Origin of the sequence: Acinetobacter sp. AM (assembly GCF_003105055.1) — a bacterium.
In the GTDB taxonomy this organism is placed as follows: Bacteria; Pseudomonadota; Gammaproteobacteria; order Pseudomonadales; family Moraxellaceae; genus Acinetobacter; species Acinetobacter tibetensis.
In genome coordinates, this window is record NZ_QETG01000031.1 from 1 (window position 1) to 16,549 (window position 16,549).

A 16,549-nucleotide genomic window follows, 5' to 3' on the forward strand; every position below is an offset into this window, starting at 1 on the left:
CCTTATCTTTAACAGCTTTTAATTTATTAGAATCACCCCCCATTCCTGGAGCTAAAATTTCCAAATCCCTATTTCTTCTAGAAACTTCTTCAAGTGATTTAGCTTCTAAATAGTTAGTTTCATCAACAATTAAAGCTTGGAAATACTCCTCATAATCCAGTAAATCTTTATATCTCGGGTCTTTCTTGTTTTGCTCCTCCATGCTTTCCCAATTTTCACATAGTTCAAAAGATCTAAATAAATTACCATTCAACTTCAAAGACCATTTTTGCTTATCCTTAGCACATTTCAACCCTTTTAAAAATTCTAATTTATTGAATTTTTCCGGATATATTAATACACCATATTTAGACCAATACTCTTCCAAAACTAAATGACTATTTGTATTTAACTCATCATTTAATGCTTCAGATGAAAAACAATCTTTATCTAAAGTAAACTTAACTAACATTATAATATATTACCCAAAAATTTCATCAATACGTTCGTCAAAAAACCCAGCTGGCCATTCATCTCTAAAATTACCATTTTCGTCTAATCTAATATGATGAAGCTTTGAACCATTTGAAGTTGGATTAACGTAAACAATTGATATATCATTAGGTTTAATTCTTTCATCTTTCATGCGTAATAATTTTTGAAGACGCAACATTAAGGCTTCACTATGCGTTTCGATAATCCACTGATTATTTTTACATGTATCAACAAAAAATTCGGCTAAGTCTGCTTGTAGTTTTGGATGTAAATGAATTTCTGGTTGTTCAACACAAATAATAGAATTTTTCCTAATTGTTCCCTCAATAATAATTGGTAAGATTTGACTAATTCCAACTCCCACATCTGAAGGACCAACAACTGTATCAGTTCTAATATCTCGTAATAATATTGATATTATGGGGCCTGTTGAATCATCCCCTAATTTATTTATTAAAATTTCATACGGTATCTCATACTGTTTAAAATAATTATTTATTTCATTTAAAAGAGTATCTTCTTGTGCATATAAAAAATACCCTATCTTACTTCCATCAACTCCAACACTTGACTCAAAATCATTATCAACAATGTAAGTTTTTTCTATTCTCTTTCTTAGTGGCCCAATATATGAAATTTTTTCCAATTTCGACTTTAAATCAATAGCAATATTAACAATTATATTATTAATTATTGGAGTTACTTGCAGTTGATCTTGATGTATTTGAAAACTTGCATTTGGAGCTAAATTAAAAACAATTTCACTTGAAGATGGCACAGAAAAATTCAGTGTACTTTTATAAGTAGGCAGAGTAAGCATTTTTCTAAAAATAGCCTTATCTGTTATAGATTTCTCTAATCTCTTGTTAATAAAATCATCGTAAAAATAATCCCCGTTATATTTAAAGGAAAATGACTCATCTATTGCTTCTGTTTTCTTTAACTTATTTATATTCAAAGAATCTAGATTAGAAACAAAACTACTTGAAACTCTTTTTTTCTTATTACTAAACTCTAAATCAAATTCATATTTGTACTTCCTTAAAAAGGAAAAATTATAGTCCGACCCATTACAATAACCGTAAGAAAATTCAAACGATCTATAATATTTATCTTTATTTTTTTTACTATTACTTTCAATAAAATAATTTAATTTAATTTCAATATCTTCATTTATATTATGTCTATTAACTATAACAGGAAAGCTTCCAAGCTTTATGTTTTCTCCATTCGCAACTAAACCACCATTCCTATTTGGCTTAATCATTGTCTGCTGTAACATGAGTAGAGCCTGAATTAAAGATGATTTACCTGATGAATTAGGACCATATATTAAAGTTATTGGCGCTAACCTCAAGTCCTGCCAGTCAGAAATACTTTTAAAATTTTTTATAGAAAGCTTTTCAAACATAGAAAATCAACCTGATATTATTTATAGAATTTGAGTTTATTGAACTTGTTGACTTTCAGTCACAATTACACTTGCCATCTGTTCAAAGTAGTTATTATCCATATAATCATAGACAGCCAAAGCCAAACCAAGCTCTTTTACAACTGTTTGGAGCCCTTGATCATGAGAAATAATGGCTGTGGCATTATTAGCAAGTGCGATCCCAATAATTTGAATATCAACTTTAACTTTTTGACGTGGATCTTGAGACTTTCTATTCTTTGGCAAGTTACGATATTCACGATAAACTTTAGCAGCGCTTAACGCTGCTTTTGCATCAAAATCCAAATTTTTAAACTTAGAGTTTGGTTTAAGCAAACTTAAAGAACGTGCTTCATTGTCATCACCTGCAATAAACTCAGAAATTGCTGGCATCGGCAAAGCCATTGAAAAGTTTTTTCCTTGATTGAGGAAAACAACAAGGTTCTTATATTCCGCCTCATCTTTATCTTTAGTTAATAATGTAATTAAGGCATTTGTATCTAAGATAATCAATCTTGTCGCTCCTTCAACCACTCAGCTATCGGGTCATCGTGTGTAGACCAATTCGATGCACCTTTTGCTCTAAAGTCATCAATCCACTCTTCTAAGCTGACATCTTCAATGACATGGAACTTACTGATGATGTATTTTTTAAGCGTTAATTGATAAGAATTAGATTTCGATAAATAAGAGGCTTCCCCTTCAAATCTTAAATTTGTATCAGTATTAAAGTATGGCTTTAATTCTTCTAATAATTTCTTAGAGCACTGCGCTGGAACTTCCACACCATTTTTTAAAATAATGGTGATGTGATCTGACGTATCACGCCCAATTTGCAAGCGAGTTAAACGTCCATCCAAAGACTCTTCTTGAATGAAGGTTTCTTCAGTCTCTAGTTCAGGAACTACATATAGAATTTCTTTAGGCTCATAAACTTCATCATCTTTTATATTGCCATATGAAATTTCAGCACGATGATATCCGTACTTACCTAATTCTTTTTGAATGCGGGCAATCTGCCTATGTTTTGCAGCTGTATCTTTGGTGACATTTAAAATAGCTGCTTGTCTGAGGTCATTCGGTATAGTCACCGCAATGGTTGTTGAGCCTTCTTTAATAGTTTTGAAAGAGGCCTGCTTAATACCAACTATTTGACCTAGAGCAGATAGTAAATTTGAGACACTAGAAATTTCTAAATCATGCAAATGCCCGTCATGGATTTTCAATACAAAATCGAGATCGCCAGCTTGTTCTTGTTGAACAGCTGGATCGAATAGATCAAGACTCTGTTGGGCAGCTTTGCCCTTTTTACCCACTTTTGACATTACAAATTATTTTAAAGTCATGTTGATTATATTATGTTCAACTTATAGAACAATTGAAAGAAAACTTACATTTCAATTCAAGTTCACTTTTTATGGCTAAAACCGTGATTTGTCAACCAAAAAATCTGGCTAATTCAAAGATTTGTCAACTAAACTGACTTTTATACGACTTTTTAACTAGATTCATTGAGCTATTAAGCTGAGTGTTGCTAGACTTCGGCTAATATTCTGACTTTAAAATAATTTATGAAATTTTTACTTATTTTAGTTTTGGGGTTCGCTTCCATCCAGGTTCATGCAAAAAAATGCGCTGACTTTTCTACTCAGCAGCAAGCACAGAAATGGTATGAACAACGTAAAAAGTCAGGACAAACTGGCTGGAAAAGCCTAGACCGTGACGGCGATGGTCAAGCATGTGATTGCTTGCCAGGTGGAAATGGTAAGAAGTGCCCGAAGAAGAAAAGATAAAGCACCACACGGCGCTTTATTTATGCAAAATTCTGAACCAGTTTCTTTATAACTGGTCGCTGACGTTGGCTTGCCATCCATAAATCATACTGCATCTGCAAATTCAACCAAAACTCTGGAGAAGTTTCCAAAGCCTCGCTTAAACGAATTGCCATATCTGCGGAAATACCTGTATGGCCATTCAAAATACGAGAAAGATTTGCACGAGTAACGCCTAGTGCTTGAGCTGCCTCCGTCACAGGAGTTTCACCAAGGTATTCCCGTAACATTTCACCAGGATGTGGTGCATTGAACATCATATTCATTTTAGTACTCCTGCGCTGTATCAATAGCTCTCAAATGAAAGAATGGAAAAAAGAAATGAATACCCCAATCTAATCAAGATCGGGGTGTGGATTTTGGGCGGTAGTTTTATTAAAGTTCAGGTATCCAGGATACATATCCTTTATAGTGATCTATTACAAATTCAATAATAAATTTTTTTTGGTCATCGTCAAAAACGTGTTGATCTTTTTCCCATTGTGAGTTCAACCTAAAAACGAACGAGTCCATGTAAGTTTTATTTTCATCAGTTGATAGAAAATAATAGAATGCAGCAGGTAAAAAGAATTTAAAGCCCTCTGAGCTTAAATAACTACAGTTTTGCCCAAAGTAATACAAGTATTCATAACTTACATCTTTCCATGTTTTGATCCCTTCATGCGGTCTGCTACGTGAACAAGCCGCTTCTAATCCAATTTTTAAATAAAATTCAGGCCAGTCAAAGTTATATTCAAGAATCAAGTCTTCTGTAGACACTCCTATTGCAGATATGTAGTCATCATCAATTTGTTCAAAATATCCATAATGTGTATCATAAAAATCACACTCAAGTAGAGAGCGGTTATCCCCTAATGGGAAAGGAGGGAAAATCTCTTCAAGAAGCTCTTTGATATTTACTTTCATAATTAATTTTCGCATCGGCTTAGGGCATTTCGATTATTGTTTAGTTCTATAAGATGGTTTGGATCAACAGGTGACCAGCAAGCATTTTCCTGAATTCTTGCATTTGGGTTAAATAAATGCCATCCATCAAACGGTACAGTCATTGAATATGTTGATATTGATCGAGCAGATGCTTGTTGAATGTTATTTGATGTTAGTTCTGTACTTTGATTGTTTGTGGTTGAAGTGACATCAGATGAACCATTCTCCCAACACCCAGCTAACCCTAGCATTATTGCTAATAAAATTATCTTTTTCATGTAATACACAAGTTATTATTTGAATGATGAATATAATTAAATACATGTATTAATTCTATAATTTTTTAAATTTACAATTAACTATTAAATTTTTTTACTAACTTTGGTGTTTTACTTTAGTTTTATTAAGATCAAACCAGTAGTTTTCTAAACTTACTTGGCTTGATCATTTACACCTAAAAAAAAATACTGCATACAGAACGACTAATCATGTCCTGGCTTTCAGATCACCACCCGGTTCAAAACCCATCCATAAAAGTACTTTTCTTGACTTGGATTTCGTTCAGCAATTTCAATGTAACGATTGCCTTGCAAGATATTAAGTACCCGCAATAAAGCGGTCTCACCATCTTTACCACGCTTAGCCAAGTAAGTTTTTAAAGCTGATAAAGTTGCTGGACCATACACCCCATCAACCGCTAAATCTTGCCAACCTTCCTTGCCTTGGTTATTCAGCAAATTAAGTGCTCGCTGCAATAATGACTTTGCAAAGGCAACGCCACAGTTCACGCCTGTATCCAGCAACTCTTCAGCTACTTTTGAGTTGATAATATTTACCTGATCGAAGCGAGGCAAAGTCCAGTATTGTTTTTTATAGATGGCCTTGGCCACGTCAACTGGTAAATCCTTCATGTGACCTTTGTAGCCATTGGCGCGTGCAACCGCTTCAGTAATGCCGTATTTGGTCGCACCACCACGATCAGTCGGATCATTCACGTAACCACCTTCGCGCTGGATCAATTCATTTAAAAACTGTTCGATGTTCATTTCACTTTCCTATAGGCAATAAAAAACCGCTCTAAGGCGGCATTGGTTGAATTAATGTTATTTCGTCAGGTTGTCTTTAGATTTCTTCAGCTCTTTCATGACTTCTATAATGGTCTTTCCTTCCTGTTTGTCGATGTAATTGAAAATCCAGCGCACAATCGCCCAACCAGGTAATCCACATACAAAGAAGAAGCCACCGAGAGTAATCATCCCCCAAATGTCAGTCACCCATGAATGTAGGGAAAATTTAACAATGATGAATGATCCACCTGCTAGACTGGAGACCACTGTGCAAATTAAGCCGACAGCCCATTCTTGTGGTGAGCGTGGCATACGCGTCATCAAAACCACTGCAGCGACCAAAGCCACAGCTAAAGTCACCATAATTGCCGCACCATAAAATTTTAAAAGTGCTGTTAATCCAAAACTACTTGTAGAGACAGGCTCCATATATTTCCCCAAATTTTTGACATAAAAAAACCGCTTAACGCGGCACTCACTACTTTGATTTCAAACTTTACAATTTATTTAAATGCGGCGATAAAGCTACTTTATGATCTAAACTAGGTACACTTAAGTCTTGCTCAATTTTTAAGATGTATGTTGAGTTGTGAGGAATACCGTAAATACCTCCATTTAAAGCCATAACCCCTCCAACCCATTTTGATGTTCCACTTAAAGTAGCACCAAGTGTTGACCGAGTTGCAACGCCAGTATTGGTATTAATAACAAGAATATCTGTAGCATTCGCAGGAATGCAATAAATCTTCCCATCTGGGGCTAAAACACCGCCATGCCATTTTCCAGAATCACTCAAAGATGCGCTCATAGCTGATCTTGTTGCTGTATCCACGACAGGATCAATGATCAAGAAATCCGTAGAATTATATGGGATTCCATAGATTTTCCCATTCGGAGCCAATACTCCACAAAACCATTTCGCGGTGTCACTTAATGTTGCACCCATTGCGGAACGTGTTGCCGTTCCAGCAACAGGGTCAATAATCAAGATGTTTGATGAGCTCAGAGGTATTCCGTAGATTTTCCCATTCGGAGCCAATACCCCGCCAATCCATTTCGCAGTGTCACTTAATGTTGTACCCATTGCGGAACGTGTTGCCGTTCCAGCAACAGGGTCAATAATCAAGATATCGGCAGAATCTCGCGGAACAGCATAAATCTTTCCATTTGGGGCTAAAACACCGCCATACCATTTATTTGCTCCACTCAAAGATGCGCCCATTGCAGAACGTGTTGCCGTTCCAGCTACAGGGTCAATGATTAGAATGTCTGTTGCATTATATGGAATACAATAAATCTTCCCATTTGGGGCTAAAACACCACCATACCATTTATTTGCTCCACTCAAAGATGCGCCCATTGCAGAACGTGTTGCCGTTCCAGCTACAGGGTCAATGATTAAGATATCTGTAGCATTCGCAGGAATACAATATATCTTTCCATTTGGGGCTAATACCCCACCAAGCCATTTCACAGTGTCACTTAATGTAGCCCCCATCGAAGATGTTGAAGCAATACTGGTTAATGAATTATATTTTCTAGCTGCATTAGATATATCAAATACAACCTTTACAGCGCCATACCAAAGTCCTGTTGTTGTATCAACAACATACTCATCACTGATTTTTTCAATGCTATTGCGATATGACCCAAATCTTACGTAATAGGTCTTATTTGTTTCGGCTGAAGTATCTTGATAAGAATTTCCTGTAATCCCAGTTGTTACTGCTGCCGGCATGGCAGCAGTATTCATGGGTGTTAATGATCTGTAATAGTTCGCGCCATGGGTTAAACCATCAATGGCGTATGTATAATTTATTGCAACATTCATACTATGCTCACTGTTGCTGAAATATTGTAAGGCGCACTAAAGAACGTGGCGATTTCAACCGTATGTTGTATTGGCATCAAACAGTCATATCCCTCTCTCGTTGTTTTTAAAACAATTTGCACTGATCTCGTGGCTGGCTGCATTGAGGACATTGGCAGTGTATAACTTCTCGACCCTGTTACATTGACGACATTACTTGCAAGAACCAGATTGGCTTCATCTAACTCAATCAAGGTTAAATAGGTCTGTGTATTCGCCTCTATCGCAACTCCACTCTCAAACCAACCAAGAATTTCACCACCTGTTTGTTGTGATCGATTTCGGTCCACCCATGTCAAAATTAGATCCGTCTCAATTTCTATTGGGAAATATTGAGCATTAATTTTCACATTTGCTGGTGGGTATGGTCGTATAGCACGTGAATGTATAGTGACTGTTTGAGTATCAGAGCCAGATAAATCTAAAATGCCACTTGGTGTCGTACTCAATGCTTTTACATCAATGGCTTCTCCCTCAGCATACTCAGTCGAATCTACTGCAACAAAATCATCAGCAAAGAATAAAACACTATCATCAGCATGGGTTTTCGGGATTGTATCCAACGCACCGCGCTTTACTGTTAATAACTTAGATGCTGCATCAAAACCTTGAAACACCATAATTTCATTGTTTATAAAGATTTGACTTCCAATTCGAACAGAAGCCAAGCCTCCAACTTTTTTTACAATGAATGATGATGCAAGGCTGTCTATTGATTGATCAAGTTGAGCTGTTTCACAGTACTGAATTACTGCTGAATTTTCATATCCAGTGCCAGCATCTGTATGCATTTGGGCATTCAATGAGTTATTTTGAGAACGTTGTGCTACGACAGCAACATAGCCAGAATCTGGATTAAAAGCTAACTCGTCATCTACTGTGCGTTGACCATGAGCTTGTACAGCTTCAAAATAAGACAACTCAAAAGCTTTAAATAAAATGGATTGTGGTGGCACTGGTGTTACATCAATCTTGTCATCAATGACCACGGTAGATGTTAATTCATCAGAAAACGGTACAACTTCAACAAAATCAATACTGACTGTATTGTCTACCCCATCACCCAGATTAATACTCATAATCCGTACCGGCAGATCAGCAATGCCTTTTCTGGACCAATTCAATTTTACAATGTCATAGCGGTTCCACTTACGCGCCTGATTGTGGCCAGTCGTAAAAGATCCTTTCCAACACGGTGTTGTGAATTGTTTGAGCTTCCATTGCGCTACGATTGCAGCATTACGCTGATTCATAAAATATGGAAAATCTGAACTCTCAGCATTGACTCGACCTTGCATATTTTTGATGGATGCATTTTCAGAAATTGAAAATGATGCATTTTTAATATTATTGCGATCGTAATAACTCAAATTGAGTTGATTCACCACATCATAATCAAACTTAAAACGACCATCAAAACCATATTTCCCATGCATATCCAAACCAATATCAGTCGCAGATGAACGACAAATATAGGTCACGCGTCTTGCTTTAAATCCAAAAGTATTTGGATATTCACTGGTTACATCTTCTTCTGTATATTCAAAAATCTCGAGTCCAGGCGGAACATTAGTGTCCATTTGAACTGTATGATACATAATCAAATAAGTTATTTTGATAAACTGGAATTGTAAAAATCCAGAGCCTTGCACGCGATTCAGAATTGACTGTTGATAATTATCCACATTGCCTTGAGCATCGTTTGAACCTGAACCATCACCTAAAGGCAATCCCCTAAATAATTCATCTCTAGAAAACCCATCTTCGAGATCTGAAAAATAATAAGTAAATTCCTGATACAGAATATCATTATTGATTTCAAAGTTATTTTTATAATCTACTATTTTAGTTAAATCTGGAACTTCTGCTTTAGCGTCATACCATTGCGGGCTGTAATCATTCTTAATGTGAATTCGCTTTGGCCAAAGCAGCATTTCTTTCATATATCCAGAGTTACCCAGATAAAAATCTTCAAATGCAAGGTAGGATTGAAACGGATAAGCCAATGGTGGTAAGTCATTTTCAGCAAGATAATCTGTGTAAAAAGAGACTGGCATAGGATTGGCTGTGCCATAACGTGCATGGATTTGACCTGCTACACCTCCCTCGTTTTCCCCAAACAAATTTGGTTTATTGATCATTCCAACATCCAGCGGATTACCCTGATCATCGAGTAATGGGATTGCCCATCCGCGTTTGTCAAAATTAATTCCTAGCAACTTTTCAATCGGATTACCAATAAACAAAAGGAAATTGGCAAAGTATTGATAGCCTGTGACTTGCTTACTGCTCCCGCCCATTTTTTACATACTCCACAACTTGCTGCGCCATTGCATCATTGGTCTGCTCAACAATTTCGAGATCAATTCCATTTTCTAGAAAGTCTTTCCAATCCCAACCTTTGGACAAAAAAAATGCCCGCGATCCGCGAGCACACATCTGGGTTTTGCGTAAATCAGACATATAGATTTTCATCACTTACCTGACTTCGATTTAATTGGCGTAGTTCGTTGCCCCCAAATATGCGTCATGTTGCCATACATGTGCGGACTTCCCGCAATGTCAGAAAATGAAGTTCCTTCATCTGCAATCGTTCCATCCAGTTGATTAGCCTCTTGCTTATTTTTCTTTTGCATTTTGCGCATGGTGTAATAGCTATATGCTGCTGTGGCCACCATCAACGCAAGCATCGCGTAAATTACCCAAGGTGCAATAACCATTTGACTCTCCTCATTTAATTAATTGCGTATAAATTGGGTTGCTATTCGGAATAAATGGATGTCCAGCAAACCGTAAATTATTGGCAAATTTCTCATGACACATTTTCAAAGACTGATCACAACCTGGTGCGACTCGGACGACATCACCGACTTGTAAACCAATATGTTGCCGATACAACTTGGCACCCGTACCTGATCCTGTAATCAGTAATGTGTGCACACTATCTTTGACCAATAATCCGAGATACAAATAGCCATCTGGGTAGGTTTTGGTTTCCATTACTGGATCACCATTCTCATAGGTCGGATTGCCTTCTCCATCTAGAACTGGGTTACCCTCACCATCCAAGACAGGAACTTGCTCAAAGACAGGATCGCCATTCTCATCGACAACTTGAGTCGGGTTGACTGTGAATGAAATGTTCAAATCGCTAATCGCAGTAACGGTCACATCAAAGGACCATTGTTCAAAAGAAAGACCGCAGAAGCGGTCATAAATTGAATTTGGGCATGTGGCCTGAAACTTCCGCGTTAGAATATTGCGGTTTAAGTAAGACTCTCCAGTCTCACAGACCAAAGTCATCGTATCTGCAGATTCATCAAACTTGGGCTGCGTTACACGTCCTTTGTGCAAGACCAGTGTTTCGTTATTCAAAAGCTCTAAGATAGTGATCGTTACCCCGCCATAGAATATCTTGTTAATGAATACAGCTTTCAGGTCATCCCCATCTGCATTAAGCAAATTCATTTGCGGAAAAGTCACTTCGGTATCACATTTATCAATGCTTTCATCTTCAATCACAGTACGTTGTAAGCCACGAACTGGTAAATATTCAATACTGTTATGGACCACAGTTTTACGTGCACTGGTGAAATTCCAAGTCTTATCGCCATGCTTAAGCTGATACAGCTCGACACGTGTTTTCATGAAGATAGCACCACAATTGGTACGGTGACTTGGGTTTTACCTGCACCTAGAAATTGGAATTCAATTTGATCCGCATCAAAGCGATGTAGACCTAAATAACACACCTTTTGAATACTGCCCACAGGCACATTCAAAGCGGGTGAAACCGTCAAAGTCGTTGCTGTTTTGGCAGTAATGGTATGTGCTGTCCAGACATCATTGATCTTAACTGCAATGTGCTTGCGATCTGCTTCCAAAAAGTATGCTGTATCGGTATTCAGGACGTTATAGACAGTGCCTGTATTGGTGATATGTAGATGCTTTTCATACAAAGGCATCCAAAAGGGTTTTAAACGTCCCATGCGTCGAAACAGAAAACGTCGGTATTCATAAAACTCTGACCAGTCTTTCAGCACTGACTTAAATGGCTTCATGTAGTGCGGCTTTACATGATGGGTAAATTGCTGAAATCCACCAATCGTGCCGTCTACAATACTTTGATGTTGGGTCAAGGTCATCTCTAAAGAATCACCATCCAAAACCAAAGGATTGAAATACAGGTCATCGCCCAAATACTGTGTTGGTTCATCACCATCATGCTCGGGCAAATCTTCAGCAATCACACGAAAGACCACCGAAGCATTGGACCAAAAACCGCCTGCATTGAGTGAGGCATCGCCATCAATAATGCAGATCCGTAAAGGCATCATCACCGCATTGGTTACCGTGATATTTGCTGAAAGTCGAAAGCCGTCTTGATATTCAGTGATTAATGGCTGAATCACTTCATTTGTTTCAGGATCTCGAATTTCTTCTTGTATGATGATGTAGCGCCCGATCTCGGTAATTTCGACCACCTGAACACCTTCACGACTCTCTATAAAAGCGAAACCGACTTTTAAGTCGGCTTGAGTATTTGATGTATCCAGGATAATAAAATCATCCTCAGCAATATCAGGAATGCTACGTTTCACCTGTCGCAGAGGTATGCCCCAGTAGTTTCGTAAATTGGCATACAACATATGGAACATGTCACCCATGGCTTTCTGCATTTGCACGTACTTAAAGCTCAGGATCTGCCGTGGTGCATCTCGCAATGCATTACGCTCTTCACTCCCATCAAATGATTCATGAACTTCAGTTAAGAACTCAAGCCGTTCAGTAGATTCAAGTAGAGGGCAATTTGTTAATACATGCACCTCGCCATATGACGTTTGTATTTTCATTTTGTCCTCAAATTTTAGGCCATAAAAAACCGCCCATTTGGACGGTCAATTACAGTATTAAATTAATCAAAAAGTTCTGGATAATCTGTCAGTGCTCTTAAGCAAGTTGCATTTCTGCCAGTTTCTTCCAATTCACTTTTGGTTGAGAATATACCAACACGAGTTGCATTCCCCATTGTGGTTTCACCATATTGGGCTATACATTGTTTGCTCATTTGGAAAATAGCTTCAGCAATTTCGCTGTTCGCGCTTTCTTCATCAAGGTTACATTGTGATTTGATAGTCATCATATAACCTAAGATATCAGCATTATCTTTACAATCATCTAGAGTTAGATTATCCAAATCCAAAGCCCATGTATTCATGGCTGTTAATGCTAATAAAGTAGTAAATATAGCTTTTAGTTTCATTTCACCCTCTTCAAAAAAATTATTTTTTTCATGAATTTTCAAACAGATGAATCTTACTAAAAACTATATTCCCTAGCCATAGGTTTACCCAATATCCCCCTAATATAGAAAACTGCCTAGAACGGCGGTTACCGTTTCGCATAGCCAGTTCGTTTCATATGATAAAGAAAGGCTTTCTGACCGTCTGGGCTATATAGAAATTCTTTTGCTTCATCCTCATTTTTAACCATGATGACTCGCAATTGGTTATCAATGACTTGTTTCTGTGACTGACTAGCCTGCTCACGATAACCATTCATTTTGGAACTTTGCATGTTCAGAACTTTAGGAGCATCAAGAGCCAATCCACCATCTGCAAAACCATTCTTGATAGATTGTCGTAATGCAAAGAACCCTGCTGGACCTCCTAGAGCTGCAATTTCTTCTTGGGTCAAGACACCTTCGCCACGGTGCACAATGCCAGCAGGCTCATACTTACCACCATAACCAGTGAAGCCACCATTTGCATAACCAGTTGGACTAAGTGCAGATACTGCTGCTTGTAAAAGCCCTGTTTCCATAGTGGCCATAGCCACAGCAGGTAGGTTGTATGGGAAAGGGGCTGAAGCCCAAGCCGCTGAAATAGCTGCATAACTATTCATAGCAGTTGAAAATAGAGCTGCACCTTTCTGTATACCGCCAAGAATGGCATAAGCAGAACTTGATGAATCAACCAACCCCATCATCATACCTGCAAAATCTGCTGCATATTGGGAGCCATATGCAGACTGTAATCTTAACCGTTGAGATTGAAATTCCTCTTCGGTAATCAACATTTGTGCACGTGCTTCTGCAAGTAAATCCATGTCTTGCTGGTATGGGGATTTATCAAGGCCCATCATGGACTGAAAATCCCCCCAAATCTGCTCTCGCTCAGCATTTTGTTCCATTCCCTGATTTAAATTTGTCTCTTTAATCAAGGCATGTTTCATATCAGGCGAATATTCAGCAGTAGCCAGAATTTCTTCACGAACTAGTGCGTAATATTCTCGAGCATAATCGGCTGCGGACATCCAATTTTGGCGAACTTCAAGCAAGGCTTTTTTGTCAGCAATTACTTTTAGTTTTTGCTGTGACTCATATTCCTTAACATCCTTTTGATAAGCAATCTCTTGCAGTTTAAGATACTTATCAATAGAGGTTTGATCACCTGCAAACGCCAGTTTAATGTCTTTGATTTTCTGTTCATTATCGGCAGATAGTTGTTGCTCTTCGGTAAAGTATGTTTTAGCAACATTCTTTTGACGCTCCAGTGACTCAGCCTTGATTGCTTCAACTTCAGCCCAGTAATCTCCCCAAGCTTTGACATTTTCCGCTGCATCCCCATCCAAGATGCTAGAACCCTTTGCAGTTGTCCCATTTAAACCAGCAAGCCATTTACCAACCAAAGGTGCATATCCCTTAGCTTCTTTGGTTTTGGCTGCTGATCCTGTAAATCCTTTCGCTAAAAGATTTTTAGTTCCTGTAACCCCTGCATTTACAGCTGTAATTGCACCATGCCAATTACCAAAAACCTCAAAAGATTTAGATAAGTCTCTCGCAATTGCATCAGCAACCTTTGGGACATTGTAGGAATCTCCAACAGACAAGCCATATTGCTTTCTAAAAATACTGGTTGTCTGAAATGGTCCTATCGCACCTGTTGGGCTTTTAGCATTAATATCCCCTTTAGACTCTTGCGCCATAACAGCAGCTATCAAATTATCTGGAACGCCATACTTTGCACCGATCTCATTCAAATTGTGCTTCGCATTAAGTTCGGCTACTTTTTGCAGCATCTGGAGTTCTGCTTTAGTAAATGAATACTGCTTTTGGCTTAATTCGAGCTTTTTACGGTTTGATTCTTCAATTTTCTTTTCAGACTCTTCCCGTGCCTTGGTTTGTTGTTGAAGCTTATAGCCTGCCTCAACTTGTTTAATTTCTTGAGCAGATAATGAAGCTCCTGTAAAACTCAACCCAGCATTTTGTCGGTAATCAGCAAAATATTCCGCCCTTTCTCGGCTCCATCCAGCAGCCATGTTGGCGTCAACATAATTGGCTTTAGCAACCTGATCCTGAATGTCCTTTAATGCCTCTCGTTGCCTTTGAGTCAAAAGTGATAATGCACTAGCTTGATCGCTAATAGATCTAGCATTTTCTCGATTTGTTTTAGTATTTTCTTTGACTTTACCGTTATACACATCGAGGGTAGATTGGGCATTACTGACTGTATCTGACTCTTTACCAACAGCCTCTGCCTTTTTATCAATACTTGATTTCGCAGCATCGCTTACTGTAGCCAAGCTATTTACAGCAGTAGCCAACTCGTTAGAACTGATTTTACCTTGTCGATACTGCTCAAAAAGTTGCGCAGCGGTACCTCGATCCTTCTCAGAAACTTTTGAATTGCGCGTAACTGCATCTATAAGTCCTAGTAGCTCATTCTTTTGTTCCCGATAAACTTTATTAGCCTCATTAAGTTCATCAGTTGCTTTTCGAGTGAGTACACGCTTCTGAGTGGCATCCAGCTTTTCATATTCTGCTGTTAATTCAGCTATCGATTTACCCTGTGTACTTAAAGATGGATCCAAAGAATCGCTAGACTTCTTCATATATAGGAACGCTGCTCCAGCAGCAATCCCCTGAACAGCTAGCATAGCTAAACCAGCTGGTCCACCAAGAAATGCCATTGCCCCACGAAGTATGCCCATGCTGGCCGCAGTTCCTGTAGCTCTACCTTGAAGCGCCATCAATGATACTTCCATTACTCCGGCACGAATTGCAGCCATAGTAAATGTGCCCGCTAGAATTGCACCCTGAATAACCAACTTTGTTGCAATAGCTGCTGTCAATGCCAGCGCAACAGCTTTGACATTATCCATGTTGTCTGAAACAGTTTGAACCACTGGTACTACAGCATTCACAAAAGTGGCTTGCAAACCTTCCCATTGTAAATTTAATAACTGAACATTCTCTTTTGCCAATGCTAGACTTTGAATCATGTCATCCGACAAAATTGCGTTTGCTCGTTCAGCAGCATCCCCCCACTTTTTGAAGCCCTGTCCGCCATTTTCTAGCAAAGGAATTAATAAAGAGGAATCAGAAATGATCGCCTCCATGTAGAACTTCATGTCATTTTGAGTGGCGCCTACTTTTTTAAGAGAGTCATAATAAAGCTGCAAGGCTTCTGGACCAGATAACTTTTGGAACTGTTGAATAGTTACACCAACCAATGGGGCAATATTCTCAAAAAAGTCAGCTAAAGGACCTCCGCCAGATTGATGAAAATCACCAATGCGATCCTGCATATCTTTCATTTTGTCTGCAAAAGACTCCATTGAGATACCTGCGGTTTCAGCACCTTTTGCGTAGTATTGGAAATCTCTAAAAGTAGTATTTGCTAATTGTGCAAATTTCTTAATATCACTGCCTGTTTGAATCGTTTGGTTAGCAAAAGCAACTAAACCACCTACTGAAATTCCTGCGACAGCCGCGCCTAATGCAGTCGCAGCCACAGTTGCAACGCTAAAACTGTCTGCAATATTATTGCTTGAATTTCTTGCTTGACGTTCCGCTCTTGTCATTGGCTCAGTAAAACTACCAATTCGTGCGACTAAATCCAGGGTTAGTCTGCCCAGTGAAGCTGCTGCCATAACTTTTCCTCAG

At 38.4% G+C, this 16,549-nt stretch carries 18 protein-coding genes; 1 reads left to right on the forward strand and 17 read right to left on the reverse strand.

Annotated features, from left to right (window positions below; all coding sequences use genetic code 11):
• The 4 genes from DCO44_RS14320 to DCO44_RS14335 all read right to left on the reverse strand — a co-directional run.
• The coding region (locus DCO44_RS14320; RefSeq protein WP_133243163.1) for a hypothetical protein at nt 1-451 on the reverse strand (451 nt) is incomplete at its 3' end.
• A gap of 9 nt (nt 452-460) precedes the next feature.
• Nucleotides 461-1,885 carry an AAA family ATPase gene (locus DCO44_RS14325; protein ID WP_116763044.1) on the reverse strand — a complete coding sequence of 475 codons (1,425 nt, stop codon included), beginning with the start codon at nt 1,883-1,885 and terminating at the stop codon, nt 461-463.
• Between the two features lie 36 nt (nt 1,886-1,921).
• A complete protein-coding gene (locus DCO44_RS14330) occupies nt 1,922-2,419 on the reverse strand; it encodes a type II toxin-antitoxin system VapC family toxin (RefSeq protein WP_116763046.1) in 498 nt (165 codons plus the stop codon).
• Complete coding sequence (locus DCO44_RS14335) at nt 2,416-3,231, reverse strand: hypothetical protein (RefSeq protein ID WP_116763049.1); 816 nt, start codon at nt 3,229-3,231, stop codon at nt 2,416-2,418. Before DCO44_RS14335 ends, DCO44_RS14330 begins: the two co-directional genes overlap by 4 nt.
• A gap of 246 nt (nt 3,232-3,477) precedes the next feature.
• On the opposite strand from DCO44_RS14335, the gene DCO44_RS14340 reads away from it, so the two are divergent.
• Nucleotides 3,478-3,699, forward strand: coding sequence for an excalibur calcium-binding domain-containing protein (locus tag DCO44_RS14340; protein ID WP_116763051.1), 222 nt, complete (start codon nt 3,478-3,480; stop codon nt 3,697-3,699).
• 20 nt (nt 3,700-3,719) lie between these two features.
• Here the strand turns inward: DCO44_RS14340 and DCO44_RS14345 are convergent, their stop codons facing one another.
• The 13 genes from DCO44_RS14345 to DCO44_RS14405 form a co-directional block, all read right to left on the reverse strand.
• A complete protein-coding gene (locus DCO44_RS14345) occupies nt 3,720-4,004 on the reverse strand; it encodes a HigA family addiction module antitoxin (protein WP_116763053.1) in 285 nt (94 codons plus the stop codon).
• A 109-nt stretch (nt 4,005-4,113) separates the two neighbouring features.
• Entirely contained in the window at nt 4,114-4,644 is a 531-nt protein-coding gene (locus tag DCO44_RS14350) for a DUF6714 family protein (RefSeq protein ID WP_116763135.1), read from the reverse strand.
• Nucleotides 4,645-4,646: 2 nt separating this feature from the next.
• Nucleotides 4,647-4,943 carry a hypothetical protein gene (locus tag DCO44_RS14355; RefSeq protein WP_116763055.1) on the reverse strand — a complete coding sequence of 99 codons (297 nt, stop codon included), beginning with the start codon at nt 4,941-4,943 and terminating at the stop codon, nt 4,647-4,649.
• A 222-nt stretch (nt 4,944-5,165) separates the two neighbouring features.
• Complete coding sequence (locus tag DCO44_RS14360; RefSeq protein ID WP_116763057.1) at nt 5,166-5,711, reverse strand: glycoside hydrolase family 108 protein; 546 nt, start codon at nt 5,709-5,711, stop codon at nt 5,166-5,168.
• Between the two features lie 57 nt (nt 5,712-5,768).
• Nucleotides 5,769-6,161 carry a hypothetical protein gene (locus DCO44_RS14365; protein ID WP_116763059.1) on the reverse strand — a complete coding sequence of 131 codons (393 nt, stop codon included), beginning with the start codon at nt 6,159-6,161 and terminating at the stop codon, nt 5,769-5,771.
• Between the two features lie 67 nt (nt 6,162-6,228).
• The gene (locus DCO44_RS14370) at nt 6,229-7,563 is read right to left on the reverse strand and encodes a hypothetical protein (RefSeq protein ID WP_116763061.1); all 1,335 of its coding nucleotides are present in this window, start codon (nt 7,561-7,563) and stop codon (nt 6,229-6,231) included.
• The gene (locus DCO44_RS14375; RefSeq protein WP_116763063.1) at nt 7,560-9,902 is read right to left on the reverse strand and encodes a hypothetical protein; all 2,343 of its coding nucleotides are present in this window, start codon (nt 9,900-9,902) and stop codon (nt 7,560-7,562) included. The genes DCO44_RS14370 and DCO44_RS14375 overlap by 4 nt, the downstream gene beginning before the upstream one ends.
• On the reverse strand, nt 9,886-10,065 hold the full coding sequence (locus DCO44_RS14380; protein ID WP_228130576.1) for a hypothetical protein: 180 nt from the start codon (nt 10,063-10,065) through the stop codon (nt 9,886-9,888). The genes DCO44_RS14375 and DCO44_RS14380 overlap by 17 nt, the downstream gene beginning before the upstream one ends.
• Before the next feature lie 11 nt (nt 10,066-10,076).
• Nucleotides 10,077-10,322, reverse strand: a complete 246-nt coding sequence (locus DCO44_RS14385; RefSeq protein ID WP_016167355.1) for a hypothetical protein — start codon at nt 10,320-10,322, stop codon at nt 10,077-10,079.
• A 10-nt stretch (nt 10,323-10,332) separates the two neighbouring features.
• Entirely contained in the window at nt 10,333-11,250 is a 918-nt protein-coding gene (locus DCO44_RS14390; protein WP_116763065.1) for a phage BR0599 family protein, read from the reverse strand.
• Nucleotides 11,247-12,455 (reverse strand): hypothetical protein, encoded by a 1,209-nt coding sequence (locus tag DCO44_RS14395; protein WP_116763067.1) that lies wholly within the window; start codon nt 12,453-12,455, stop codon nt 11,247-11,249. Before DCO44_RS14395 ends, DCO44_RS14390 begins: the two co-directional genes overlap by 4 nt.
• Nucleotides 12,456-12,517: 62 nt before the next feature.
• Nucleotides 12,518-12,907: a hypothetical protein gene (locus DCO44_RS14400; RefSeq protein ID WP_116763069.1), complete on the reverse strand. Its 390-nt coding sequence runs from the start codon at nt 12,905-12,907 to the stop codon at nt 12,518-12,520.
• Between the two features lie 86 nt (nt 12,908-12,993).
• Nucleotides 12,994-16,536 (reverse strand): transglycosylase SLT domain-containing protein, encoded by a 3,543-nt coding sequence (locus DCO44_RS14405; protein ID WP_116763072.1) that lies wholly within the window; start codon nt 16,534-16,536, stop codon nt 12,994-12,996.
• Nucleotides 16,537-16,549 lie beyond the last annotated feature (13 nt).

What these genes read in the sequence shown, in the direction of transcription:
- DCO44_RS14325 (WP_116763044.1), bottom strand. Translation starts at nt 1,885, where the DNA reads ATGTTTGAAAAGCTTTCTATAAAAAATTTTAAAAGTATTTCTGACTGG.
- DCO44_RS14335 (WP_116763049.1), bottom strand. Translation starts at nt 3,231, where the DNA reads ATGTCAAAAGTGGGTAAAAAGGGCAAAGCTGCCCAACAGAGTCTTGAT.
- DCO44_RS14340 (WP_116763051.1), top strand. Translation starts at nt 3,478, where the DNA reads ATGAAATTTTTACTTATTTTAGTTTTGGGGTTCGCTTCCATCCAGGTT.
- DCO44_RS14345 (WP_116763053.1), bottom strand. Translation starts at nt 4,004, where the DNA reads ATGAATATGATGTTCAATGCACCACATCCTGGTGAAATGTTACGGGAA.
- DCO44_RS14350 (WP_116763135.1), bottom strand. Translation starts at nt 4,644, where the DNA reads ATGAAAGTAAATATCAAAGAGCTTCTTGAAGAGATTTTCCCTCCTTTC.
- DCO44_RS14355 (WP_116763055.1), bottom strand. Translation starts at nt 4,943, where the DNA reads ATGAAAAAGATAATTTTATTAGCAATAATGCTAGGGTTAGCTGGGTGT.
- DCO44_RS14360 (WP_116763057.1), bottom strand. Translation starts at nt 5,711, where the DNA reads ATGAACATCGAACAGTTTTTAAATGAATTGATCCAGCGCGAAGGTGGT.
- DCO44_RS14365 (WP_116763059.1), bottom strand. Translation starts at nt 6,161, where the DNA reads ATGGAGCCTGTCTCTACAAGTAGTTTTGGATTAACAGCACTTTTAAAA.
- DCO44_RS14370 (WP_116763061.1), bottom strand. Translation starts at nt 7,563, where the DNA reads ATGAATGTTGCAATAAATTATACATACGCCATTGATGGTTTAACCCAT.
- DCO44_RS14375 (WP_116763063.1), bottom strand. Translation starts at nt 9,902, where the DNA reads ATGGGCGGGAGCAGTAAGCAAGTCACAGGCTATCAATACTTTGCCAAT.
- DCO44_RS14380 (WP_228130576.1), bottom strand. Translation starts at nt 10,065, where the DNA reads ATGTCTGATTTACGCAAAACCCAGATGTGTGCTCGCGGATCGCGGGCA.
- DCO44_RS14385 (WP_016167355.1), bottom strand. Translation starts at nt 10,322, where the DNA reads ATGGTTATTGCACCTTGGGTAATTTACGCGATGCTTGCGTTGATGGTG.
- DCO44_RS14390 (WP_116763065.1), bottom strand. Translation starts at nt 11,250, where the DNA reads ATGAAAACACGTGTCGAGCTGTATCAGCTTAAGCATGGCGATAAGACT.
- DCO44_RS14395 (WP_116763067.1), bottom strand. Translation starts at nt 12,455, where the DNA reads ATGAAAATACAAACGTCATATGGCGAGGTGCATGTATTAACAAATTGC.
- DCO44_RS14405 (WP_116763072.1), bottom strand. Translation starts at nt 16,536, where the DNA reads ATGGCAGCAGCTTCACTGGGCAGACTAACCCTGGATTTAGTCGCACGA.